This is a genomic window from Pedobacter sp. GR22-6, assembly GCF_037402555.1.
GTDB lineage: Bacteria > Bacteroidota > Bacteroidia > Sphingobacteriales > Sphingobacteriaceae > Pedobacter.
Window position 1 is genome coordinate 233,698 of the sequence record NZ_JBBEUC010000003.1, and the last position, 23,641, is coordinate 257,338.

At 42.3% G+C, this 23,641-nt stretch carries 22 protein-coding genes; 20 read left to right on the forward strand and 2 right to left on the reverse strand.

Annotated elements, in window-relative coordinates:
• The first annotated feature begins 34 nt into the window (after positions 1 to 34).
• A protein-coding gene (gene prfB / locus WAE59_RS14815) for a peptide chain release factor 2 (RefSeq protein WP_337856759.1) occupies positions 35 to 1,109 on the forward strand; the annotation gives its coding sequence in 2 pieces (ribosomal slippage) (positions 35 to 94 and positions 96 to 1,109; 1,074 coding nt in all).
• A gap of 1 nt (position 1,110) precedes the next feature.
• A complete protein-coding gene (locus WAE59_RS14820; RefSeq protein ID WP_337856760.1) occupies positions 1,111 to 2,025 on the forward strand; it encodes an alpha/beta hydrolase in 915 nt (304 codons plus the stop codon).
• Here the strand turns inward: WAE59_RS14820 and WAE59_RS14825 are convergent.
• Positions 2,020 to 2,889 (reverse strand): transglutaminase-like domain-containing protein, encoded by an 870-nt coding sequence (locus tag WAE59_RS14825; RefSeq protein ID WP_337856761.1) that lies wholly within the window; start codon positions 2,887 to 2,889, stop codon positions 2,020 to 2,022. The two genes, WAE59_RS14820 and WAE59_RS14825, sit on opposite strands and share 6 nt — an antisense overlap.
• A 17-nt stretch (positions 2,890 to 2,906) precedes the next feature.
• On the opposite strand from WAE59_RS14825, the gene WAE59_RS14830 reads away from it, so the two are divergent.
• Positions 2,907 to 3,707 (forward strand): O-methyltransferase, encoded by an 801-nt coding sequence (locus tag WAE59_RS14830; protein ID WP_337856762.1) that lies wholly within the window; start codon positions 2,907 to 2,909, stop codon positions 3,705 to 3,707.
• Positions 3,708 to 3,730: 23 nt separating this feature from the next.
• Here WAE59_RS14830 and WAE59_RS14835 read toward each other — a convergent pair whose 3' ends face one another.
• Positions 3,731 to 4,861: a BamA/TamA family outer membrane protein gene (locus WAE59_RS14835; protein ID WP_337856763.1), complete on the reverse strand. Its 1,131-nt coding sequence runs from the start codon at positions 4,859 to 4,861 to the stop codon at positions 3,731 to 3,733.
• Between the two features lie 159 nt (positions 4,862 to 5,020).
• On the opposite strand from WAE59_RS14835, the gene WAE59_RS14840 reads away from it, so the two are divergent.
• The 17 genes from WAE59_RS14840 (at position 5,021) to WAE59_RS14920 (ending at position 23,579) form a co-directional block, all read left to right on the forward strand.
• Entirely contained in the window at positions 5,021 to 6,001 is a 981-nt protein-coding gene (locus tag WAE59_RS14840; RefSeq protein ID WP_337856764.1) for a deoxyhypusine synthase family protein, read from the forward strand.
• Between the two features lie 253 nt (positions 6,002 to 6,254).
• Positions 6,255 to 7,547, forward strand: a complete 1,293-nt coding sequence (locus WAE59_RS14845) for a c-type cytochrome (protein ID WP_337856765.1) — start codon at positions 6,255 to 6,257, stop codon at positions 7,545 to 7,547.
• Between the two features lie 47 nt (positions 7,548 to 7,594).
• A complete protein-coding gene (locus WAE59_RS14850; protein ID WP_337856766.1) occupies positions 7,595 to 10,681 on the forward strand; it encodes a TAT-variant-translocated molybdopterin oxidoreductase in 3,087 nt (1,028 codons plus the stop codon).
• Positions 10,682 to 10,704: 23 nt separating this feature from the next.
• Positions 10,705 to 12,177 carry an NrfD/PsrC family molybdoenzyme membrane anchor subunit gene (gene nrfD, locus WAE59_RS14855; protein ID WP_337856767.1) on the forward strand — a complete coding sequence of 491 codons (1,473 nt, stop codon included), beginning with the start codon at positions 10,705 to 10,707 and terminating at the stop codon, positions 12,175 to 12,177.
• A 2-nt stretch (positions 12,178 to 12,179) separates the two neighbouring features.
• Complete coding sequence (locus tag WAE59_RS14860; RefSeq protein ID WP_337856768.1) at positions 12,180 to 12,716, forward strand: DUF3341 domain-containing protein; 537 nt, start codon at positions 12,180 to 12,182, stop codon at positions 12,714 to 12,716.
• Positions 12,709 to 13,317, forward strand: a complete 609-nt coding sequence (locus WAE59_RS14865; RefSeq protein ID WP_337856769.1) for a c-type cytochrome — start codon at positions 12,709 to 12,711, stop codon at positions 13,315 to 13,317. The genes WAE59_RS14860 and WAE59_RS14865 overlap by 8 nt, the downstream gene beginning before the upstream one ends.
• Positions 13,318 to 13,327: 10 nt before the next feature.
• Positions 13,328 to 14,542: a quinol:cytochrome C oxidoreductase gene (locus tag WAE59_RS14870; protein ID WP_337856770.1), complete on the forward strand. Its 1,215-nt coding sequence runs from the start codon at positions 13,328 to 13,330 to the stop codon at positions 14,540 to 14,542.
• Between the two features lie 63 nt (positions 14,543 to 14,605).
• Positions 14,606 to 15,835, forward strand: coding sequence for a cytochrome c oxidase subunit II (locus WAE59_RS14875; RefSeq protein WP_337856771.1), 1,230 nt, complete (start codon positions 14,606 to 14,608; stop codon positions 15,833 to 15,835).
• Positions 15,836 to 15,855: 20 nt separating this feature from the next.
• Complete coding sequence (locus WAE59_RS14880; RefSeq protein ID WP_337856772.1) at positions 15,856 to 17,745, forward strand: cytochrome c oxidase subunit I; 1,890 nt, start codon at positions 15,856 to 15,858, stop codon at positions 17,743 to 17,745.
• A gap of 84 nt (positions 17,746 to 17,829) precedes the next feature.
• Positions 17,830 to 18,894 (forward strand): COX15/CtaA family protein, encoded by a 1,065-nt coding sequence (locus tag WAE59_RS14885; protein ID WP_337856773.1) that lies wholly within the window; start codon positions 17,830 to 17,832, stop codon positions 18,892 to 18,894.
• Between the two features lie 11 nt (positions 18,895 to 18,905).
• Positions 18,906 to 19,787, forward strand: a complete 882-nt coding sequence (gene cyoE, locus WAE59_RS14890; RefSeq protein WP_337856774.1) for a heme o synthase — start codon at positions 18,906 to 18,908, stop codon at positions 19,785 to 19,787.
• Positions 19,788 to 19,790: 3 nt separating this feature from the next.
• A complete protein-coding gene (locus tag WAE59_RS14895; RefSeq protein ID WP_337856775.1) occupies positions 19,791 to 20,381 on the forward strand; it encodes a cytochrome c oxidase subunit 3 in 591 nt (196 codons plus the stop codon).
• 30 nt (positions 20,382 to 20,411) lie between these two features.
• Positions 20,412 to 21,119, forward strand: coding sequence for a cytochrome c oxidase subunit 3 (locus WAE59_RS14900; protein WP_337856776.1), 708 nt, complete (start codon positions 20,412 to 20,414; stop codon positions 21,117 to 21,119).
• Between the two features lie 21 nt (positions 21,120 to 21,140).
• Positions 21,141 to 21,494: a cytochrome C oxidase subunit IV family protein gene (locus WAE59_RS14905; RefSeq protein ID WP_337856777.1), complete on the forward strand. Its 354-nt coding sequence runs from the start codon at positions 21,141 to 21,143 to the stop codon at positions 21,492 to 21,494.
• Positions 21,494 to 22,201 carry an SCO family protein gene (locus tag WAE59_RS14910; RefSeq protein ID WP_337856778.1) on the forward strand — a complete coding sequence of 236 codons (708 nt, stop codon included), beginning with the start codon at positions 21,494 to 21,496 and terminating at the stop codon, positions 22,199 to 22,201. Before WAE59_RS14905 ends, WAE59_RS14910 begins: the two co-directional genes overlap by 1 nt.
• Positions 22,202 to 22,222: 21 nt before the next feature.
• Entirely contained in the window at positions 22,223 to 22,789 is a 567-nt protein-coding gene (locus WAE59_RS14915) for a DUF420 domain-containing protein (protein WP_337856779.1), read from the forward strand.
• Positions 22,790 to 22,955: 166 nt separating this feature from the next.
• Positions 22,956 to 23,579, forward strand: a complete 624-nt coding sequence (locus WAE59_RS14920; protein ID WP_337856780.1) for an RNA polymerase sigma-70 factor — start codon at positions 22,956 to 22,958, stop codon at positions 23,577 to 23,579.
• The last annotated feature ends 62 nt before the right edge of the window (positions 23,580 to 23,641 follow it).

Genomic DNA, 23,641 nt, shown 5'->3' on the forward strand with positions numbered 1-23,641 from the left:
TTATCAAAAGCTTTTTTTCTCTAAGTTTGTCGTTATGACAAAAGAACAAATTCAGGATTTAAGGGACAGAGTAGCGTCGCTGAGGAGGTATCTTTGACGTCGAAAACCGACTGGAAGATATCCGCATAGAGCAGGAGATGACGTTGCAGCCTAATTTTTGGGACGATCCCAAAAAGGCTGAGCAGCACATCGCCGGCATCAATTCTAAAAAAGTGTGGACAGATGGCTGGCAACAGGCCAATGCACTGCTGGAAGATACACAGGTGCTGTTTGATTTTTGGCTGAGCGGTGATGCCAGTGAAGAAGAAATGCAGGAGCAGTATGACCTTTGCGTAACTGCTGTGGAAGCCCTGGAGCTAAAAAACATGCTCAAAACCAAGGAAGACCAATTGCCCGCAGTGATGCAGATCACCGCAGGTGCAGGTGGTACGGAAAGCTGCGACTGGGCCTATATGCTGATGCGTATGTACCTGATGTGGGCTGAAAAAAATGGATATAAAGTGACCGAGCAGGATTACCAGGAAGGAGAGGTGGCCGGGATCAAATCTGTGACGATAGAGATCTCCGGAGAATTTGCCTATGGCTACCTGAAGGGAGAAAATGGTGTACACCGGTTGGTGAGGATTTCCCCCTTTGATTCCAATGCCCGGAGACATACTTCATTCGCTTCTGTTTATGTATACCCCTTGGTGGATGATACCATAGAGATTGAAGTGAAAGATTCGGAGATTGAATTTGAAACCTTCCGTTCAGGCGGCGCGGGCGGACAGAACGTAAACAAAGTGGAGACGGCGGTACGTTTGTATCATAAACCTTCAGGGATCATCATCAAGAACCAGGAGTCGCGCTCCCAGTTGCAAAATAAGGAGAATGCAATCCGCTTGCTGAAATCACAATTGTATGAAGCTGAAATGCGTAAGCGTATGGAAGCAACTGCAGCAATTGAAGGCAACAAAAAGAAAATTGAATGGGGATCCCAGATCAGGAGTTATGTCCTGGACGACCGAAGGGTAAAAGATCACCGGACCAATTACCAGACCTCTAATCCGCAGGCTGTGCTGGACGGAGACATTAACGATTTTTTAAAAGCTTATTTAATGGAATTCTAAGATGAAAAACCTGACCACTTTGCTCATGATACTGTTAACTGTAAATGGCCTTCGTGGTCAGGAGATCATTAAATTATATCCGGGGACGATTCCCGGATCAAAGCCTGCCCCGGCAAGCTATGTAGAGGATGCCCCTGTGGGTAAAGACGGTGTAACCCGCGTGGCGAAGGTTTCTGTTCCCACAATGGAGGTATTTTACCCGGAAAAAGGTAAAGCAAATGGTACAGCAGTGATCATTTGTCCGGGTGGTGGCTATGGGATTCTGGCGATCAACCACGAAGGTTATGATGTGGCGAAGCGGTTTAATGCGATCGGCGTAACTGCTTTTGTGCTGAAATACCGCTTGCCAAGCGACGAGATCATGATGGATAAATCCTTTGGCCCGCTGATGGATGCAGAGCAGGCGATTTACCTGCTGAGGAGGGATGCCGCCAAATGGAAAATCAATAAAGACAAGATTGGCATCATGGGTTTCTCTGCAGGAGGGCACCTGGCCTCGACGCTTACTGTACATTATGGAGACCAGAAAATAGAAAATAAGGAGCAGCTGAGCCTGCGGCCTGATTTCTCCATGCTGATCTATCCTGTGATTTCCTTCATAGACTCCCCGCATACGGGCTCAGCAAAAAACCTGGCAGGTGCGGAAGCCACGCAGGCACAGAAGGAATATTTTTCAAATGACCGTCACGTAACGCCACAGACTCCACCAACATTTTTGGTACATGCCAATGACGACGGAGCAGTGCCGGTGCAAAACAGTATCCTTTTTAACCAGGCGCTGGTCAGGAACAAAGTCAAAGCAGAAATGCATTTATACCAGGGTGGCGGGCATGGGTTCGGACTTCGCAACAAGACGACTACTGACGACTGGTTTGAACGCCTGAGCAATTGGATGAAGGCCAATCAATTCTTATAGATCTGGATTGGCCAGGATTTCCTGCAGTTCTTTTAGTTCTTCTACTTTTTCTGTAGAACCCAGGTTTTCATAAGCAGAGATCAGGTTGCGGATGACGCGCCTGATGATTTCTACATTGCTGCAGGGAGCGTAGAACCCAGGCAGAGGGTCGAGGTTCAATTGACGCAGAAACTGGTCGACATCATGTTTGCCAAAGATGGCGCCTTTATTGAAGGCATTGATGTAAAACAAGACACCAAACTCCTGCTCATCGCGTTTACTTTCATCAATATATCCCAGGATAAAATGCTGTGGCAGGTTGACGCCATACACGGGGATGTCGAGCTTTTGGGCCAGTGTAGCATAAAGGATAGCCAGGGAAATCTGATTGCCTTTTTTGCTTTCGATCACCTGATTGATGTAAGAGTTTTGCGGATCGTGGTGGTTTTTGGTATTTCCGCTAAAGCCATAAATGTTGTAAAACACATGATTGATCAGCTTGATCTTCTCGATGGAGCTCATTTCATATTGAAGCCCCAGCCAGATCTCCCGCTTGATCTCTTCGATCTGTAAGATGATCTTTTCTTCGTCGAGATCGGGATATTGATAGCGGTTGACTACCAGTGCACCCTGTAGCAGATCGAAGGCGCCGCTCTGGTACCAGAGGTTCAGGTCTTCCTTTACATTGCTGAACTGGATTTTGTGGACAATGTTTTCTATGCGTTGCTGCAATAGGGAATCCAGGGATTGCTCCCAGGCATTTTCCAGGTAATCGATGACTTCGTTGCCATAGCCCAGAAGGCGTTCCTCCACATGATGAAAGACTTCCTGGTCAGGATCGTCCAGTAATTTTACTAAAGCGCTTATTTCTTTAATGTTTTCCATTAAACATACAACTTTGAATGCCTATTTTTGTGGGTATGATCTTTAACTTTATCAGTGATTATCTGAAGCATCGCTTGACCTCAAAAAGCAGACACGGTACACATTCCCCATTCGTTTACAAACTTACCGATGAGGTAATTTACGATTTTGGTGCCAAAAAAGAGTATAAAAGCATCGAGAATCAAAGAAAAAAACTTTTTAATGACGATTCGCTGATTACAGTAACTGATCTGGGAGCCGGGTCGCAGCTGAACAAAAACCGGACAAAAAAAGTAAGTCAGATCGCTAAGAATGCATTGAAAAATCCGAGACTGGCGCAACTGATCTACAGACTGGCCAAAGATAACCACCCGAAACACATTATTGAACTGGGCACTTGCCTGGGTATTACGACTTCCTATCTATCAAGGGCATGTCCGGAAGCCGATATCATCACGGTAGAAGGTTGCCCGGAGACGGCAAAAGTCGCTTATCGTAATTTCCGTGAACTGGATCTGGAAAATGTAGAACTCAGGGTCGGGAATTTTGATGTGCTGTTTCCGGAGATCATCGCCGAAGCAGAGCGATTGGATTTTGTGTATATAGATGGCAATCACCGTAAGCAGGCAACACTGGATTATTTTAACTGGTGCCTGGAGAAAGTTCATGAGGGAAGCCTGCTGATCTTTGACGACATCTACTGGAGCGGTGGGATGAAGGAGGCCTGGGAGGAGATTAAAAATCATCCCCGCGTAACCGTAACGGTTGATCTGTTCTGGATCGGCCTGGTCTATTTTAAAAAGGGGCAGGCGAAAGAACATTTTAAGATCAAGTATTAAAACATCCGATAGGATTGAGGTGACTAAAAGGCCTCAGCAAGACTGATGTAGAAGCCGGTCTGGCGTTTCTCATTCGCACGCTTTTCGCCAATGCCATAATCTACACGTACACTTAGTCCTTTTTCAGGATCGAAGAAATAGCGGCCACCGGCGCCATAAGAAGGCTTAAAGCGTTCCAGGGCAAGTTCGCCATTATCGAATACCTGTCCGCCGCCACCGAATACCGCCAGTCCGAAGCGGTTGTTATACCTGTAACGCAGTTCAGCTTGAGCAGCGAGCAGGTTGCGGTCCCGGAACCGGCCGGTATAGTATCCGCGCATCATTTCGTCGTTGCCCAGTTGCTGTAACAGGTAGAAAGGAGTATTGTGGCCTTGAACGGTATTGTAAATCCCATTGACACCCAGAACAAATTTTGGCGATAGGGACCAGAAATTGCGGATGCTGGCTTTGATGAGGCTGCCTGTGAAGTTGTCGCCCCCCCAGATGTCCGGCGCATACTGATAAGAGATCCTGGCCATCATGCCTTTGGTCGTGTAGTTATTGGAATTCCTGGTGTCGTAAGTCTGGGAGATGCCTGCGTAGAGTAAGGAACCGCCGATACGGTGGATGATGCCTGGGTCTGTACTGAATATGCCACCGTCTATCTTGTCGTTGAAATGATAGGTTTCGAAGCCGACGGAGAAGCCGGTGTACATTTTGGGCCAGAAGCGCTTCTCTACTTCAATTACTGCCTTTACCGAACCCTGTACCAGCCGGTCGGCATCTGCCTCAGCAGTTTCATTGCCAATGCCGTAAAAATCGAAGGGCATTTTTTTGAAGCGCAGTTCCGTTATGTAATGGTGTTTATTCTTTTTAGTCCAGATATCGCTTTTGAGCGAGATGTTGTACTGGCTCTTGGTAGAAACAGATACAATGCCTGAAAAATTTGAGCTCCTGTTGCCCAGATCTTTTCGGTCGAGGTAAGTAGAGTACAATATTCCGGCTCCAAATTCAAGACCTATTTCCTGTGAGTACCTTAAAATAGGCACCGGCATGAAACTCGCTCTGCGGGAAGAATCTGTTTTGTTGGATAGGTAGCGATCGATAAACTTGTTTTGTCCCAGCACATTCGCAGCTATCAAAACCAAAGTAGCGCACAGCGAAATTCTCTTCATAGGCCTAAAATAGTAGAAAGTTTTAATTATTCGTTCAGCTAAGCAAGTTTGAGGCCATTATTTTCCCCTTTGTATGGTCTACAGACTTAAAGGAGTCTTTACAAATGTGGAATGATGTAATTTTATGCTATTTTTGCCGCAACAAAATTTTAGAGCAAGATGAGTACAACAAGAGGACCTATATCTCAGTTTATGGAGCGTAATTACCTCCACTTTAATGCGGCAGCTATGATGGATGCGGCAAAAGGATACGAAACACATTTGGATGAAGGTGGAAAGATGATGATTACACTGGCCGGAGCGATGAGTACAGCTGAGCTGGGTATTTCATTGGCCGAGATGATCCGTCAGGATAAAGTAGCGATCATTTCATGTACCGGAGCCAATTTGGAAGAAGACATCATGAACCTTGTTGCGCACTCGCACTATAAAAGAGTTCCTAATTACCGTGATTTGAGTCCGCAGGACGAATGGGATTTGTTGGAAAACCACTATAACCGTGTTACGGATACCTGTATTCCCGAAGAAGAGGCATTCCGCAGGTTGCAAAAGCACATCCATAAGATCTGGAAAGATGCCGACAATGCAGGAGAACGCTATTTTCCGCATGAGTTCATGTACAAGATGTTACTGAGCGGCGATCTGGAGCAATATTATGAGATCGACCCTAAAAATTCATGGATGCTTGCTGCAGCTGAAAAGAACCTGCCGATCGTAGTACCTGGATGGGAAGATTCTACAATGGGCAATATCTTTGCTTCTTATGTCATGAAATCAGAGCTGAAAGCCACGACAATGAAAAGCGGAATAGAATATATGGGCTGGCTGGCCGACTGGTATATTGCCAACAGCGGAGGTAAAGGAATCGGTTTCTTCCAGATTGGTGGAGGGATTGCCGGAGATTTTCCGATCTGTGTGGTTCCGATGCTTTATCAGGATATGGAGATGGAAAACATTCCGTTCTGGAGTTATTTCTGTCAGATCTCTGATTCAACCACATCTTATGGATCTTACTCAGGGGCAGTTCCAAATGAGAAGATCACCTGGGGTAAACTGGACATTCATACCCCTAAATTCATTGTGGAATCTGACGCAACAATTGTAGCGCCATTGATGTTTGCATGGATATTAAAAATGTAATTTAAATAAACAAATCCCGACCGGGATTTAGTGACAAATGGAGATCAGCAGTTTTTAGAAAAATTGCTGATTTTCTTCGTTTAAAGCATAAAAAACGAACTATTTAGATTGATTATAAATTGTATTTACTGTCACATATTTGTCATTGGTACGTTAATAAATTTTACTTTTGTGGACGTTTTGGTGGAGGACCTAAGTTCAAACATCCATTACGGTTTATAAGTTTTTTAAAAAATAGCATAAAATACTCATTATGAGGGATATCTCATTGATCGTTAGAAGAGTTTGGAAGTCGGCATTCATGTTTACGGCTCTATCTGTTTTAATCGTTTCTGCAACACAGGCACAAGATGTAGCTGAGGGCCGAAAACTATTTAAGGACAATTGCGGTTCTTGTCACACATTAGACCGTAACAGTACAGGTCCTGCACTGACACCTAAGCTGACTGAGCTTGACGAAGCATTTGCCATCAAATGGATCAGGAACTGGAAAGCATTAGTTGCTTCCGGTGATCAGCAAGCTATTGAGGCTGCAAAGTTCTCTCCTGCGGAGATGACTACGTTCCCGCGCTTAACTGATGATCAGATCAAAAACATCATTGCTTATGCTAAAGCAGGTGAGCCTAAGAAAGAAGGTGCTGATCCGAAGAATGCTGGAGAATCAGCTTCAGAGGGTTTCTCTGACTTCTCTATAGCAGGTATCGCTGCGATCATCCTGATCTCTATCGTTGTATTGGTAGTGTTGGGTCGCGCGATCAAAATGCTGGAAGGCCTGATCCTGAAAAAACAAGGCGTTGAATTGCCTGAAGAGGTGCCTTTCAGTACCGGAATCAAACGCTTGTTCAAAAACAAGAAATTCGTTTTCTTCTTTATTCTTTGTATCATCATTACATTGGTAACCTATGGCTGGATGGGAATGTGGAATACAGGTGTGCATACAGGTTATCAACCGGTACAGCCGATCAAGTTTTCTCACGAACTGCATGCGGGCACCAATAAGATAGACTGTCAGTACTGCCATACCGGTGCATTCAAATCTAAAAACTCGACCATTCCTTCTATGAATGTTTGTATGAACTGTCACAAGTCGGTACAGGCTACAGAGAAATATGACGGAGAGATCTCTCCTGAGATCCAGAAGATCTATAACGCTGTTGGTTATGATCCTGCCACCATGAGTTATGATAAATCAAAAGAAAAACCAGTGGAGTGGGTACGTGTACACAACCTTCCTGATTTTGCTTACTTCAACCACTCTCAGCACGTAGTTGTTGGTGAGGCTGCAATCAGAAAAGAAAGAGGTCTGAAACCAGAAGAACCGGTATGTTTTGCATGTCATGGTCCGGTTGATACGATGGAAGAGATTTATCAATATTCTCCACTGACTATGAAATGGTGTATCAACTGTCACAAAAATGCTGAGCTGGATACTAAAGGCAATGCGTTCTACGACAAAGTGATCGAAGCCCATGAGAAGATCAAAAAAGGCGAGAAAATTACGCCGGCTGCATTGGGTGGTTTAGAGTGTGGTAAGTGCCACTATTAATTAGAGTTTAATAACAAGAACGTTCGATAAACAGTAATATAGCTTAAATGGAAAGCAATAAAAAATACTGGAAAGGCTTAGAAGAGTATAAAAACACTCCGGATTTTGTTGAAAACAACAAGAACGAATTTGCTGAGCCCCTTCCAATTGAAGATGTTTTAAATGAAGCAGGATTAAGTACAGTTACGCCACGTCGCGACTTTCTAAAAGCTTTGGGCTTTGGATTGGGCGCTGTGACCTTAGCTGCATGCCAGACAGCTCCTGTTCATAAATCAATTCCTTACCTGATCAAACCAGAGGAAGTAGTGCCGGGTATCCCTAACTACTATGTCTCGAGTTTCAATGGTCAGAGTATCCTGGTTAAAACAAGAGAAGGCCGTCCGATCAAAATTGAACCAAACCCAAATGCAGGTGTGTTCAATTGCGGTACAGACGCACAGGCTCAGGCTTCAGTTTTGGATTTATACGATGTTTCTAAACTGAAATCACCTGTATTGGACAAGGCAGAAGTAAGCTGGTCGAAGATCGACAGCTATGTGAAGGCTGAATTGAATAAGGTACAGGCTTCAGGTAAAAAGATCCGTATCGTTTCTTCTTCGATAAGCAGCCCTTCTACTAAAGCCGTAATTGCTGATTTTACAACAGCCTATCCAAACACGAAACATGTTCAGTATGATGCCATTTCTTATACCGGTATCATCAAAGCGAACGAGAACAGTTTCGGTAAGGCAGTTATTCCTAAATACAATTTTGATAAAGCAGACCTGATCGTAAGTTTTGGTGCTGACTTTTTGGGTACCTGGGTGAGCGGTGAAGAATTTACTGCTCAATATGTATCTAACAGGGATGCAAAATCACTGAAAGCAGGGAAAATGTCACGTCACTTCCAGTTCGAAGCTGGTATGAGTTTGACAGGTACCAATGCAGATACACGTGTACCAGTTAAGTTATCTGAAGAAGGACCGGCATTGATCACCTTATATAATGCCATTACAGGCAGTGCTTTGGCAGGTGGTACATTGCCAAACAATGTTACTGCAGATAAAGCTTTGAAACTGGTAGCTAAAGAACTGATCCAAAATAAAGGAAAAGGCTTAGTCGTTTCAGGCTCAAATGACGTGTCGACCCAGATCCTGGTGAATGCCATCAACTCTGCGATCGGAAGTTATGGTACAACGATTGACCTTGACAACCCGAATAAACGTTATTCAGGTAATGATGCAGAATTTGCTGAGTTCGTTAATGAAATGAACAGATCTGAAGTTGGCGCTGTTTTCTTCCTGAACAGTAATCCTGGTTACGACGCAGTGAACACCAAAGCATTTGCTGATGGACTGGCGAAAGTAGGATTAAAAGTTTCTTTCTCAGACAGAAATGATGAAACTGCTTCTGCTTGTAATGTAATTGCCATCAACCACAACTATTTGGAATCATGGGGTGATGCAAATGCTTACGAAGGATCTTATTCCATTGTCCAGCCAACGATCAATCCGGTATTCAACTCCCGTCAGGCAGAAGAAAGCTTGTTGATCTGGTCTGATGCACCAGTTAAAGAATACTACCAGTATGTGCGCAACAACTGGGAGAAAAATATCCTTCCTGCTTTAGGTAAAAGCTGGAAAGACTTGTTACAGACCGGAGTTTTTACAGCTGCTGCTAAACCAGCAGGTGCTTACACATTTGGTATGTCACTGGCTGCTGTAGTTCCTTCTATCTTGAACAACAGTAAAGCTCTGGCTAAAGACATTGAATTGCAGGTTTACGAAAGTATCCCAATGCGTGATGGCAGACATGCCAACAATGCCTTCCTTCAGGAGTTACCTGATCCGGTATCTAAAGTAACCTGGGATAACTACATTGCCCTTGGACCTAAATATGCTGAGCAATTGGGTTTCAAAGAATTTGATATTGTAACTGTAAAAGACGATAAGGGTTATAGCATCGACTTACCTGTGCTGATTCAGCCGGGTCAGGCTAAAGGTACTGCTTCTATCGCCTTGGGTTACGGACGTACAAAATCCGGTAAATGCGGTGACGGTGTTGGTCAGAATGCTTATCCATTTGTAAGCTTCAATAACGGGACCAGCAAATATGCCACTACGGTGAAATTATCCGGAACGGGCAGAAGAGAAGAGTTGGCGCAGACTCAAACTCACCACTCTTTCGAAGGCCGTAACATCATCCGTGAAGCTACTTTCGCTGAATATAAAAAGAATCCGGCAGCTGGTTCGGGCAACGACCACGCTAAACATAAGACTTACGATCTATGGGATAAATACGAAAAACCAGGTAACAACTGGGTAATGGCAATCGATCTGAATGCTTGTACCGGTTGTGGTTCTTGCGTAGTAGCCTGTAACGTAGAAAACAACATTCCTGTAGTAGGTAAAGAAGAAGTACGTAAGCGCAGAGAGATGCACTGGATTCGTATTGACCGTTATTATAGCTTCAATCAGGAGTCAGACGGTCATGATGAACATGCTGCACACGGTGCACATGGACACGGAAGTGCAATCAATGCAGTAACTAAAGAAAAAGAAATTGCTCACCTGAACGAAAATCAGATGGACAATGTATCTGTAGTTCACCAGCCAATGCTTTGTCAGCACTGCGACCACGCACCTTGTGAGACGGTATGTCCGGTATTGGCAACAGTACACTCTTCGGATGGTCTGAACCATATGGCTTATAACCGTTGCGTAGGTACACGTTACTGTGCGAACAACTGTCCATATAAAGTACGTCGTTTCAACTGGTTCAACTACTGGAACGATTCACGTTTCGATAACTACCTGAACAATGAGTTTACTCAGTTGGTACTGAACCCTGATGTAACCACACGTTCAAGAGGTGTTATGGAGAAATGTTCAATGTGTATCCAAAGGATCCAGGCAGGTAAGCTGCAGGCTAAAATTGAGAAACGCCCATTGAAAGATGGCGACATCAAAATGGCATGTCAGGAAGTTTGTTCTGCAAATGCAATCATCTTTGGTGATGGCAACGATCCTAACTCAGAAGTATCAAAAGCATTGCGTAGTGAGCGTATCTACTATGTTTTGGAAGAGATCAACGTACAACCGGGTATAGGTTATATGACAAAAATTAGAAATACAGATACAACAGTACAAGCGTAAGCTGATATTAAAGAAAATAAATTATGTCAGGACATAACGAATCAATATTAAGAGAACCACTAATCACCGGCACAGATATCACGTATGCAAAGATTACGGATGATATTTTGATGCCAGTAGAGAACAAGCCGAACAGGGCGTGGTGGATTGGATTTATACTTTCACTTTGCGGTGCCTCGCTTTGGGTAGTAGCAGTAGGCTACACCTTCTGGTTTGGTATCGGGGCCTGGGGTCTGAACAAAACTGTAGGCTGGGCCTGGGATATCACCGGTTTCGTATGGTGGGTAGGTATCGGTCACGCAGGAACGCTAATTTCTGCAGTACTATTACTCTTCCGTCAGAACTGGCGGAATTCCATTAACCGCTCCGCAGAGGCGATGACAATCTTCGCCGTTATTTGTGCGGCCACCTACGTAGTATCCCACATGGGAAGGCCTTGGCTGGCTTACTGGGTACTTCCATTGCCGAATCAGTTCGGATCACTTTGGGTGAACTTTAACTCTCCACTTGTTTGGGATATGTTTGCGATCTCCACTTACTTCTCTGTATCACTGTTGTTTTGGTATACAGGTCTTTTACCTGATATCGCAACCATCCGTGACCGTGCAACCGGTTTGAGACGAAGAATCTATTCTATCTTCTCTTTCGGCTGGAATGGTAACGTAAAAACATGGCAGAGATTTGAGGCAGTATCATTGATCCTTGCCGGTATCTCTACGCCATTGGTACTATCTGTACACACGATTGTATCCATGGACTTTGCTACCTCGGTAATTCCGGGATGGCATACCACGATCTTCCCTCCATATTTCGTTGCGGGGGCGATCTTCTCAGGATTTGCGATGGTATTGACACTATTGCTGGTAGCACGTAAGGTGCTGGGGCTGGAAAACTACATCACGATGTTCCACATTGAATCGATGAACAAAATCATCATTCTTACCGGATCTATTGTGGGTGTGGCATACATCACAGAGTTTTTCATTGCCTGGTACTCAGGTTCCGAATATGAGCAGTATGCATTCATTAACCGTTCGACCGGTCCTTACTGGTGGGCATACTGGATGATGATGACTTGTAACGTAATCTCTCCACAGTTGTTGTGGTTCAAGAAAATTCGTTTGAGCATTCCTGCTACCTGGATCCTGTCTATCGTGGTGAACATCGGTATGTGGTTTGAGCGTTTTGTAATTATCGTGACTTCATTGCACCGTGATTACATCCCTTCAAGCTGGACTATGTTTACGCCAACATGGGTTGACGTGAGCGTCTTTGTAGGATCAATTGGCGTATTCTTTACGCTGTTCCTATTGTTCCTAAGGGTATTGCCTTCTATCGCAATTGCAGAGGTGAAAATCATCCTGAAGAGTGCGAGTGAGCAAGCTAAATTGAAGCAGATTAAAGAAGGTCATTTAGACAAAGAACACGTAAAAGAATACGTAGAGTCTTTGGAAAAATTTGATAGTGTTAAACAAGAAGAATACGCAAAAATATAACAATGAGTAATATCAAATATATTTTAGGCAGTTTTGGTGACCCTGATGAATTGATGCACGGCATCGAGACATTGCAGGAAAATAACATTAAAATCTATGATGTTTATACACCAATGCCTATTCACGGCATCGAAGCTAAATTAGGGATTAAGAGATCCAGATTAGATATACTTGCATTCTTTTGCGGTATCACGGGAACTGCATCTGCGTTTGCGCTGATCTATCTGACTTCAGTTGTTGACTGGAGAAATAACATCGGTGGTAAACCAGCATTGGCCTTACCGGATTTCATTCCGATTATGTTTGAGCTGACGATCTTGTTCACAGCATTTAGTTTGGTAGGTGCTTATTATGCCTCTACACATTTGTTCCCGGGAAGAGCGCCTAGAGTGATGGACCTGAGGGCAACTGATGACAGGTTTATTATAGCTATCGACGCACAGCAGCATGTTGAGCACACAAAAATTGATGGTTTATTAAAAGATGCAGGTGCTTTGGAAGTGAAGCACAATGAAAGGAAGTATGTTAGCTATGAATAAGAATAGAGTAGTTGTAGCCTCGTTTTGTATCCTTGCCAGTGCTGTGGTATTCTCAGCATGCAAAGATAAACAGAGTACAGGCCTGGAGTATGCAAGGAACATGTATGATCCCCTTGCCCTTAATCCTGATCAGCCAGTTTCTACTACAAATGAGCTTTTGAAAAGTTTTAACGGACATACAGCTCAGACACCTCCTAAGAATACTGCCCCGGTAGGGTTTATTGAAGAGGATATTTATCCGAATACGAAAGAGGGATATGAAGCAGCAGGTGTGAATCTGGTCAATCCAATGGAAATGACAGAGGCCAATTTGAAAAAAGGTCAGCACTTATACAAAGTAATGTGCGCGATCTGTCACGGAGAAAAAGGAGATGGACAAGGTCACCTGGTAAAAATTGAAAAATTCAGTGGTGTACCTTCATTTCATGATCCGGAGAAAACTTCATCCAGAGGTGGTCTGATGAAAGATTTATCGGCAGGAAAGATTTATCACACCATCAAATACGGCGTAAACATGATGGGATCTTATGCCTCTCAGTTGTCACCGGACGAAAGATGGAAAGTGGTATTGTACGTACAGGAATTACAAAAAGCAAAATAGTAAAGAAGAAATGGGAACTCATAATTATAATTTAACTGAGCAGTTTGAGTTTACAGGTAAGGCAAAAACTTTAAGCATTATCGGTATTGTTATCGGTCTTGTGGCTATAGGTTTTGGCTTTTCTCAGGAGGCGCTTCATGAGCGTACTTTTGCGAACCTGTTATTAATGGCTTATTACTTCGCTTGTGTTTGCATGTCGGGCGCATTCTTTTTAGCTGTTCAATTTGTAGCTCAAGCAGGATGGTCTGCTTCAATACTACGTGTACCTCAGGCAATGGCCAAAACCCTGCCTATCGCAGTGGTGATCCTGATCCTGGTGATTGGCGCTGGTTTATACACACATAACTTATATCATCACTGGAATGCTCCCGGCCTTACTAATCCGGAAGATCCAAACTATGATAAACTGATCGACGGTAAGTCGGCTTTCCTGAACGTACCCTTTTTCATGGCACGTCAGGTAATTTTCCTGGGTGTCTATTCAATGTTTGCTTTATTATTGGCAAGGTTGTCTAACAACGAAGATTTAGAAGGAGGATTAGATTCTTACAGAAAAAGTTTCAAATACTCTTGTATATTCCTGGTGATTTATGGTTTTACAACGCCAATATTTGCGTTTGATACCGTAATGTCTCTGGAAGCACACTGGTTCTCTACGATGTTTGGCTGGTACAATTTCGCAGCAATGTGGGTGAGCAGTCTGGCTACAATTGCTATCATCATCATTTTGTTGAGAAAAGCAGGATACATGAGCTGGGTAAACAACAGTCACCTGCACAACCTTGGACAGTTTATCTTTGGATTCTCTATTTTCTGGACTTATGTTTGGTTCGCTCAGTTTATGCTGATCTACTATGCAAACATTCCGGAAGAGACCGTATACTTCTATAAAAGATGGGAAAATTACGAGTTCTGGTGGTACCTGAACCTTGTGTTGAACTTCTTATCTCCAGTATTGCTGTTGATGGACAGGGACAACAAAAGACAAGAAAACATATTATTAACCGTATCTATTGTTGTATTGTGCGGACACTGGGTAGATTACTACCAGATGATCATGCCAGGTACAGTGGATGAGCACAACGGATTTGGAATTATTGAGATCGGTACTGCTTTAGGTTTTGTAGGATTGTTTACCTTTACCGTGTTGAGCGCACTGAGCAAGAAACCGTTAATTGCGAAGAACCATCCGTTCTTACAGGAAAGTTTAAACCACCATTTGTAATTGGTGGACAGCATAAAATAAATAATAGTATAGTAGAAGTACAGTGTTACTACTTTTAAGGAAATGAGTTTAAGAAAATTTATAAGTAATAAAACAATAGCGGCACTAGCAGTGGGTGTATCTGCATTTGCAAGTACAAGAGCATTTGCGCAAGAAGCTGCCGCTGCGACCGCTGAGAAACCTGTGGACATGGGACCGGTTTATAAAACCGTTATTTTTTACACCATGGCCTTCCTGCTGCTTTGCTTGTTCGTAGCAATCATCGGTAAAGCGTTGAAGGTATATGAACTGACCCGTGAGGCTCAGGATAAACCTAAAGGAATCAATTGGAATACCATCAACGGTGTTTTATTTGCCTTGTTCCTGATCGTGGGATTATATGGTGTCTATTGGGAATATACAGTCCATGGAAAGATGATCCTTCCTGAAGCAGCTTCTGAGCATGGTAAGAAGATCGATCAGATGTTCAATATTACATTGATCATTACGACAATTGTATTTATCCTTACTCACATTGTTTTATTTACTTTTGCTTATATCTATAAGTATACTGGAAAGAGAAAAGCATATTACTATCCTCACAACAATGCGCTGGAGCGTATCTGGACTATTATTCCGGCTTTAGTTTTAACTGTATTGGTATTGATGGGATTCCTGACCTGGAGGTCTATCTTCTATAAGATCCCTGATCCTAAAAACCCTCCGCTTAGCATTGAGATCACATCTTCTCAGTTTGCCTGGGCAATCCGCTACGCCGGTGCAGATGGAGTTGTGGGTTTGAAAAACTATAAACTGATCACTTCTGATAATGCCTTGGGTATTGACTTCAATGATAAAAATACCTTGGACGACCAATTGGCAGAAGAGATGGTGATTCCGGTAAATAAGCCAGTTCGCCTGATCCTGACCAGTAAAGATGTATTGCACAGTTTTTATATGCCGCACTTTAGGGTACAGTTGAATACAGTGCCGGGTATGACCTCTTACTTTGAGTTCACACCGACCATCACTACTGAAGAGATGAAGGTAAAGACCAATGATCCTAAATTCGAGTACCTGTTCCTTTGTGCAAAAATTTGTGGTGAAGGTCACTACAAAATGCAGAGAAAAGTAAGGGTTGTTTCGCAGAGCGAGTACGATACCTGGGTAAAAGCACTGCCGACTTATTTAACTGACGATTTGAGAAAGCAATTTAACATGCCTGTAACTGCTCCTGCTACGGCAGCACCTGCCGATACAGCAGCAAAAGATACTTCTGCAGTTAAGACCAATCAAATAGCTTTAAAAAAATAATAATACTGGAATAGCACATTATGTCAACTATATCATTACACGATACACATAACCACGATAGCCATGATGATCATGGACATCACAAAGAGACTTTTTTCACGAAGTACATCTTTAGCCAGGATCACAAAATGATCGCTAAGCAGTTCCTGATAACTGGTATTATCATGGCTGTAATCGCAATGGGCCTATCCATATTGTTCCGTTTGCAACTGGCATGGCCAGATAAGAGCTTCCCATTTCTGGAGACATTTTTAGGTAAATGGGCAGAAGGAGGAAGGATTAAACCTGATTTCTACCTGGCTTTGGTAACTATACACGGTACCATCATGGTATTCTTTGTACTGACAGCTGGATTAAGTGGTACTTTTAGTAATTTACTGATTCCACTTCAGATTGGTGCGAGGGATATGGCTTCTCCTTTTCTGAACATGCTTTCTTACTGGTTCTTCTTTTCTGCCTGTGTGATCATGATGTGTTCATTCTTCATTCAGACAGGTCCTGCAAGTGCTGGATGGACCGTATATCCTCCATTGTCCGCTTTACCTACAGCGATTAGCGGTTCAGGTCTGGGTATGACGATGTGGTTGATCAGTATGGTACTTTTCGTAGCATCTTCATTGATGGGCGGTATTAACTATGTGAGCACAGTATTGAATATGCGTACAAAAGGAATGGATCTTTGGAAAATGCCTTTGACAATCTGGGCGTTTTTCCTGACTGCAATCCTTGGTATTTTATCATTCCCGGTATTGGTAGCGGGTGTGGTACTATTGGTATTTGACCGTAGTTTTGGAACAAGTTTCTATTTATCTGATATCGTAATGGGTACACAGGTATTGCCAAATCAAGGTGGATCGCCAATTCTGTGGCAACACTTGTTCTGGTTCCTTGGTCACCCAGAGGTATATATTGTAATCATGCCTGCATTAGGTATTTCATCTGAGGTTATTTCAGTAAACTCAAGAAAACCTATCTTCGGTTACCATGCGATGATCTATTCATTGATTGGTATCACGATACTTTCATTTATCGTGTGGGGTCACCACATGTTTGTTACGGGTATGAACCCTTTATTAGGAGGTGTGTTTATGATCACTACATTGATCATTGCGGTACCTTCAGCAGTAAAGACTTTCAACTATCTGGCTACCTTATGGAGAGGTAACATTAAGTTCACTCCTGCCATGTTGTTTGCAATAGGTTTGGTTTCCTTCTTTATTTCTGGTGGTTTGACCGGTATCTTTTTGGGTAACGCATCTTTAGATATCAACTTGCACGACACTTATTTCGTGGTAGCCCACTTCCACCTGGTAATGGGATCTGCTGCGATTTTTGGTATGCTTGCCGGGGTTTATCACTGGTTCCCTAAAATGTTTGGAAGGATGATGAGCAGTAAGTTGGGCTATTTGCACTTTTGGTTAACTTTCATTGGTGCTTACCTCGTATTTTTCCCACTTCACTTCCTGGGCCTTGATGGTGTTCCGCGTAGGTACTATGCTTTCACAGAGTTTGAATTTATGCAAAAATGGCTTACGGTAAACGTATTTGTAACATGGGCTGCAATTTTCGCAGCACTTGCACAAGTTGCTTTCCTTTGGAACTTCTTTTATTCGATATTCAGAGGTAAAAAAGCCCCTCAGAATCCATGGGGAGCAAATACTTTGGAATGGACTACACCAGTAGAGCATTTGCATGGAAACTGGCCAGGGGAAATTCCAACAGTATACCGTTGGCCATATGATTACAGCAAGCCAGGCGCAGAAGAAGATTTTATTCCGCAAACTGTACCTTTCTCTCAAACTATGAGCTCAAACATGCCGCATGATTTTGAGGGCGATGCTGAGGCGGAACGCATACAGAGAGAATGGGATGAGCAGGAAGCTGCTGACAAAAAAAGTAAATTAGACTAGCTTATAGTTTATTATATCATGGGGTATCTGCAGTAGGTAAATACTTACAACAGATACCTCATTTTTTTTAAATCAAGACACGATATGGTTCCTAAATCTGAACAAAGATTTATCAGGCTAAACCTCATTACGATCATAGTTACCTTATTGCTGATCCTGGCAGGGGGAATTGTTCGTAGTACAGGTTCTGGTATGGGATGTCCGGATTGGCCTAAATGTTTTGATCAATATATACCTCCTACACACGCTTCACAGCTTCCTGCGGATTATAAGGAAAAATATGTAGCACAGCGTGTAGCAAAAAACGAGCGGTTCGCTAAGACGCTGGACAGGATGGGTAAGGCTCATCTGGCAGATAGCATCAGACACGATCAGTCGATTTTACTTCCGGAAACTTTTAATGTAGCGAAGACCTGGACTGAATATATCAACAGGTTGATGGGGGCTATAACCGGGTTCCTGCTGTTGGGGCTTACGGTTTATTCCTTTACTTACCGAAGATCTGCAATACGAATTGTCATTTTGAGTTTTATTAACCTATTTGTTGTAGCCTTTCAGGCCTGGTTGGGTTCTATTGTTGTATCTACCAATCTGATGCCCTGGATTGTAACGGTTCATATGCTTCTGGCGCTGGTGATCCTTGCAATTTTGGTGTATACCTATAATTACGCTAAGCAATTGAATGCATCAAGTACGGTAATCATGTCGAAATTGAGCGGGCTGAAAGTATTGATTTTACTGGCAGTATTAGGAAGCATTGTGCAGATCACGCTCGGAACAGAGGTAAGAGAAGCGATAGATGCAATTGCTAAAAACATGCAGTATACTGGTAGGGGGACCTGGGTTGATCATGTAGGTGAAAATTTCAGTTACCACCGGGACCTGGCCATTTTTATATTGGTATTGAATGTGATCATTTATAAACTTGTAAAAGATCGCTTCAATGGTAAGGCAACTGCCCTTCTTGTAGCCAATGGCATTGCCATCACTTTGTTAATTCAACTTGCCAGCGGTGTATTATTATCTAACTTTGCACTACCGCCTTACGCTCAGGCATTACATATTTTATTTTCGACACTGCTGTTTAGTTTGCAATATTACCTCTATCTACTGGTTTATAGAACGGACACTTATCAGCAAAGTCATTAACAATATTCAATTTGAAACAGTTTTTAGCAGATTTCTCTAAACTTATAAAATTCAGACTCACCTTCCTGGTGGTGTTTTCGGCATCGATTACTTTTTTAATCGGTTCGAAAGTCTCTATCGAAGGTGGGCCTGCCCCAGATATCAACTGGACAAATTGGTTGATCCTTATTGTGGGTGGTTTTCTGGTAACATCAGCAGCCAATTGCTTTAATGAAGTAATAGAAGTGGATCTGGATAAATTGATGAGCAGAACCAAAGACCGTCCGATGCCTGCTGGTCACATGACAACTGGTCAGGGTCTGGTTTCGGGTTTAGTGATGGGGATATTAGGCACCTGGTTATTGGGCAGGCTCAACATCGAAACGGGATTGCTTTCCGTTTTCTCGATCTTTCTGTACGCATTTGCTTATACACCTTTGAAGAGGAAATCGCCGATTGCAGTTTTTGTTGGCGCGATCCCCGGAGCATTACCCCCTTTAATTGGCTACGTAGCAGCTCATGGTCGTATTGATGGCATTGCGGTTATTCTTTTCCTTGTTCAGTTTGTCTGGCAGTTTCCGCATTTCTGGTCGATCGCATGGGTGCTGGATGATGATTATAAAAAAGCGGGGTTCAGGTTGCTGCCTACCACAAAACGAGATAAGATCAGTGCTTTTATTACTTTCCTGAGTACACTGGTCTTAGTTCCGGTCAGTCTATTGCCGACGTTTTATGGTTTTGGTGGTTATTATATTGCTGGTGTTTCCCTGGCGGCGGGACTGGTATTTGCCTGGCTGGCCTTTAAAATGTGGATGAATATGGATTTGGCGAGCGCAAGGAAGGTAATGTTCTGTTCCTTCTTTTATCTGCCGCTCGTTCAATTGGTTTTATTATTTGATTTTATAGCAAAATAAATTATGGTACATACTTTAAATAAAGAAGAATTGAATTTTGGCGCAGAGCCAGATACCAAACCGAAGAAGTTTATCATGTGGTTGTTTGTGGTCTCCTCTACGATCATGTTTGGTGGCTGGACGAGTTTTTATATCGTGTTTGCGGCTTCAAAAGGTAAAGGTCACGGCTTAGTATTGCCCGATGCTTTTATGTACAGTACAGCAATATTACTTGCGAGCAGTATCTGTCTTTTCCTGGCATCCAGAGCTTCAAAATCGGGTGAGATCAGCCTATCAAGAGCTTTGCTGTTTGGTACGTTGGCGCTGGGACTGGCATTTGGATATATGCAGTTTGATGCATGGTCTGCAATGGTGAATACAGGAGCTGTACTGACCAATAACAATGCGGCGATATCACTGATTTATATTGTATCAGGATTTCACTTATTGCACATTTTTGCAGGTCTATGCATCGTTACCAATGCCCTTTTGGGCACTTATAAAGATATGTCTGTAGAGAAGCGTAAATACCGGATGGATATTGCTTCTATATTTTGGCATTTTATAGATATATTATGGATATATCTGTATGTTTTTTTACTTTTGAACAGTTAGATTTTTTAACAAACTATTACTATTTACAAAATGAGTTCATTATCACAATTAGATCAGGTAAAAACTACTCCATGGAGTGGAGGCCGCTCGCCGTGGTCAGTAGAGTACGGTAAAATAATGATGTGGTTTTTCCTGCTTTCTGATGCATTTACTTTTTCATCTTTATTGGTCTACTATGGGGCACAGCGTTTCAGTAAAATGACATGGCCTGATCCTGATTTGGTATTTCAATCCATCCCAGGTATAGCCGATGGGGGGTATCCACTCGTATTTGTGGGTATTATGACCTTTATCCTGATCATGAGTTCTGTAACAATGGTATTGGCTGTTGAGGCTGGTCACAGACGTTCTAAAAGAGAAGTGATCTGGTGGATGGTAGCTACAATCATAGGCGGTTTTATGTTCCTGGGTTGTCAGGCAGCAGAGTGGACCCATTTGTTCCATGAAGGATTTGGTTGGGGTAAGATTCCTAATATGGAAACACTTCACCATTTATTTGATGGGGATGTATCTACGGTATCGGCATTGCAGTTTTCTAACTTGTTCTTTACCATCACAGGTTTCCACGGTTTTCACGTATTCAGTGGTGTGATCATCAATATCATTATTTTATGCATGACGATCAACGGAACATTTGAAAAACGCGGTCACTACTTAATGATAGAAAAAGTAGGTCTTTACTGGCACTTTGTTGATTTGGTGTGGGTATTTGTATTTACCTTCTTCTACCTGGTTTAATCATTATAAAAAAGAAATATTATGTCAGAAATACATACAGAACACGGACACGAAGCGCATGGCGAACATGCTGGCTTAGATAAGAAAAAGATTTGGCAGGTATTCGGTATCCTGTTGCTAATTACTGTAATCGAGTTTATCATCGCTTTATGGGTAATTCCGGGAAAACATATGTCTCAGCATATCGGTAACTATGTTTACATCGTTTTAACATTATTGAAAGCTTATTACATTGTTGCATACTTTATGCACCTGAAATATGAGAAGTTGGGACTGCAGCTATCTCTAACCGTTTCATTCGTCTTCATCATTTACTTTATTGTGTTGATGCTGATTGAAGGTGGATATTTACATTTACACATGCCTTTGGTTTAATGAAGGGCACTTCAATAAAAAAAGTTTTAATCCTGGTCACCATATTAGCGGTACCAGGATTTTTATATTATTTACTACAGGACCAGGGTAAAAACCGCTATAAACCTTTGCCTTTTTTCGGTAAGAAAGAAGTAGGCAGGACCTTTCATTCTGTGCGTGGTAAACTCATCCCTGACACCATATACCACAAAGTGAGCGATTTTCAGCTCGTTAATCAAATTGGGGATACTGTAAGTTGGGAGAACTATAAAGGTAAGATCATTGTCCTGAACGTATTTTATACCAGAAGTAATGATACGCTGGTTAGTTTCGCGAATAAAGCAATGCGGGTTTTTGATGCTACTTATGCGAAAAATAAGGCAGTTGGCTTTATTGGAATTACCATTGATCCAGTAAACGACACACAGGAAGTGCTGGCCAAATATGCAGGTAAACTGGTTGCAGAGCCGGGTAAGTGGGATTTACTGACCGGAGACAGTACAAAATTATACGATTTGCTGAACAATGGTTTGATCATAGATGCGCGTCGGGAGCCTATAAATGGTCAACTTAAATTTGTCTATAGCAATATGTTTGTGTTGATCGATACTCAGCGTCGCATCAGAGGTTACTATGAGGCCACCAGTCAGGAAGCCTTATCTAAACTTGATGATGAGATCAAGGTGTTGCTTGCTGAGGAATTGAGAAATACCAAAGACGGAAGGTAAACTTCCATAATGATTTGAATTATGAATGATAAGTTCTTTTTACGTTTAATCTGGATTGTTACAGCAGTTGTTTTGCTTGTTGTGATTGCACTTAAATTGGTGCCACCACCGCAAAACAAACCCTCATTTATTTATTTACTGCCACATTTGATCGGAGGAATCAATGCGGTTTGTTCCGTTTTACTCATCGTTTCTTTGATCTTTATCAGGAAGAAGAACATACAGGCGCACAAAGTTACCAATGTGATCACTTTTATCTTGTCTGCGATATTTTTGGTGTTTTACATTCTCTTTCATCTATATGAGAAGGATACCAAGTTCGGCGATTTAGATCATAACGGAATGCTGGACGTAGCAGAACTTGCAGCTGTTGGTGCCACGAGGTATATATACTTCTTTATTCTAGCAACACATATTATTCTTGCTGTTGTTGTATTGCCTTTAATCCTGATTAGCTTCTTGAGGGGATTCAGTATGGAAGTAGAGCGACATAGGAAGATTGTCCGCTGGGCTTATCCCGTCTGGCTATATGTAGCTGTAACTGGTGTGATTGTATATCTGATGATTTCCCCTTACTATAATTTCTAGGAGATTGCTTTGTTCGTTGCCGAAATGATGTCAAATTGATTTGTTGAAATCAGTGGCAAATGTTATTTTGAATTTGGGATAGATAAAATCAAAATAATTAGACATTTAATGTTAATTTAGTAATATATACTTATTGCTAACTCAAGCGTTCAGCTTCCCACAAAGAATGATGAGTCCCAAAAATTCTATAGAATCAATCATTACCGGACAAGATTTGTTGCTGCTCATAGAGCAGGGGGATAAGGATATATTCACAGATTTTTACTCCTCAAATTTTAGAAAATTAATCCTGGTATCTGACCGCTATGTCAGGGATATCGCCGCTGCTGAAGAAATTGTACAGGATATATTTCTGAAAATATGGGAAGATAAAGCCGTACTTGAAACAATCAAATCCATAAAGGCCTATTTATATCGTAGTGTGGTGAACTCTTCCATAAATTACATCAACCGCCAGAAGAGTTTGGAAAGACATCATTTGCATATTGCGGAGCAGTTGTCTGACGAATTAATTGATTCAGAAGATGAACGTAATAAGTTGATTGTGCTTTTATACCAGGAGATCGAGTTTTTGCCTGAGAAATGCCAATTGGTTTTTAAATTGAGCAGGCTTGAGGGGTTAAAATATCGGGATATAGCGGCAAAACTTGATCTTTCGGAAAAAACCGTGGAGAATCACATGGGAAATGCACTTAGAATTTTACGGTCACGCGTTTTAAAACGGATCGAGGACAAATCTTCCTCACAAAAGACTACATATTTGTATATGTTAAGCGCATTTCTGTACTAGAGAATGCCTTTTTGCGAAATAAAGACATTTATATTATTTTTTTTGAAATTAGACTAGGGGTT

Coding starts and splice junctions, on each gene's coding strand:
- WAE59_RS14875 (WP_337856771.1), top strand. CDS start 14,606: ATGAGTTTAAGAAAATTTATAAGTAATAAAACAATAGCGGCACTAGCA.
- WAE59_RS14835 (WP_337856763.1), bottom strand. CDS start 4,861: ATGAAGAGAATTTCGCTGTGCGCTACTTTGGTTTTGATAGCTGCGAAT.
- WAE59_RS14830 (WP_337856762.1), top strand. CDS start 2,907: ATGCCTATTTTTGTGGGTATGATCTTTAACTTTATCAGTGATTATCTG.
- WAE59_RS14820 (WP_337856760.1), top strand. CDS start 1,111: ATGAAAAACCTGACCACTTTGCTCATGATACTGTTAACTGTAAATGGC.
- WAE59_RS14840 (WP_337856764.1), top strand. CDS start 5,021: ATGAGTACAACAAGAGGACCTATATCTCAGTTTATGGAGCGTAATTAC.
- WAE59_RS14850 (WP_337856766.1), top strand. CDS start 7,595: ATGGAAAGCAATAAAAAATACTGGAAAGGCTTAGAAGAGTATAAAAAC.
- WAE59_RS14905 (WP_337856777.1), top strand. CDS start 21,141: ATGTCAGAAATACATACAGAACACGGACACGAAGCGCATGGCGAACAT.
- WAE59_RS14915 (WP_337856779.1), top strand. CDS start 22,223: ATGAATGATAAGTTCTTTTTACGTTTAATCTGGATTGTTACAGCAGTT.
- WAE59_RS14885 (WP_337856773.1), top strand. CDS start 17,830: ATGGTTCCTAAATCTGAACAAAGATTTATCAGGCTAAACCTCATTACG.
- WAE59_RS14910 (WP_337856778.1), top strand. CDS start 21,494: ATGAAGGGCACTTCAATAAAAAAAGTTTTAATCCTGGTCACCATATTA.
- nrfD (WP_337856767.1), top strand. CDS start 10,705: ATGTCAGGACATAACGAATCAATATTAAGAGAACCACTAATCACCGGC.
- WAE59_RS14920 (WP_337856780.1), top strand. CDS start 22,956: ATGATGAGTCCCAAAAATTCTATAGAATCAATCATTACCGGACAAGAT.
- WAE59_RS14900 (WP_337856776.1), top strand. CDS start 20,412: ATGAGTTCATTATCACAATTAGATCAGGTAAAAACTACTCCATGGAGT.
- WAE59_RS14895 (WP_337856775.1), top strand. CDS start 19,791: ATGGTACATACTTTAAATAAAGAAGAATTGAATTTTGGCGCAGAGCCA.
- WAE59_RS14860 (WP_337856768.1), top strand. CDS start 12,180: ATGAGTAATATCAAATATATTTTAGGCAGTTTTGGTGACCCTGATGAA.
- WAE59_RS14880 (WP_337856772.1), top strand. CDS start 15,856: ATGTCAACTATATCATTACACGATACACATAACCACGATAGCCATGAT.
- WAE59_RS14845 (WP_337856765.1), top strand. CDS start 6,255: ATGAGGGATATCTCATTGATCGTTAGAAGAGTTTGGAAGTCGGCATTC.
- WAE59_RS14870 (WP_337856770.1), top strand. CDS start 13,328: ATGGGAACTCATAATTATAATTTAACTGAGCAGTTTGAGTTTACAGGT.
- WAE59_RS14865 (WP_337856769.1), top strand. CDS start 12,709: ATGAATAAGAATAGAGTAGTTGTAGCCTCGTTTTGTATCCTTGCCAGT.
- WAE59_RS14825 (WP_337856761.1), bottom strand. CDS start 2,889: ATGGAAAACATTAAAGAAATAAGCGCTTTAGTAAAATTACTGGACGAT.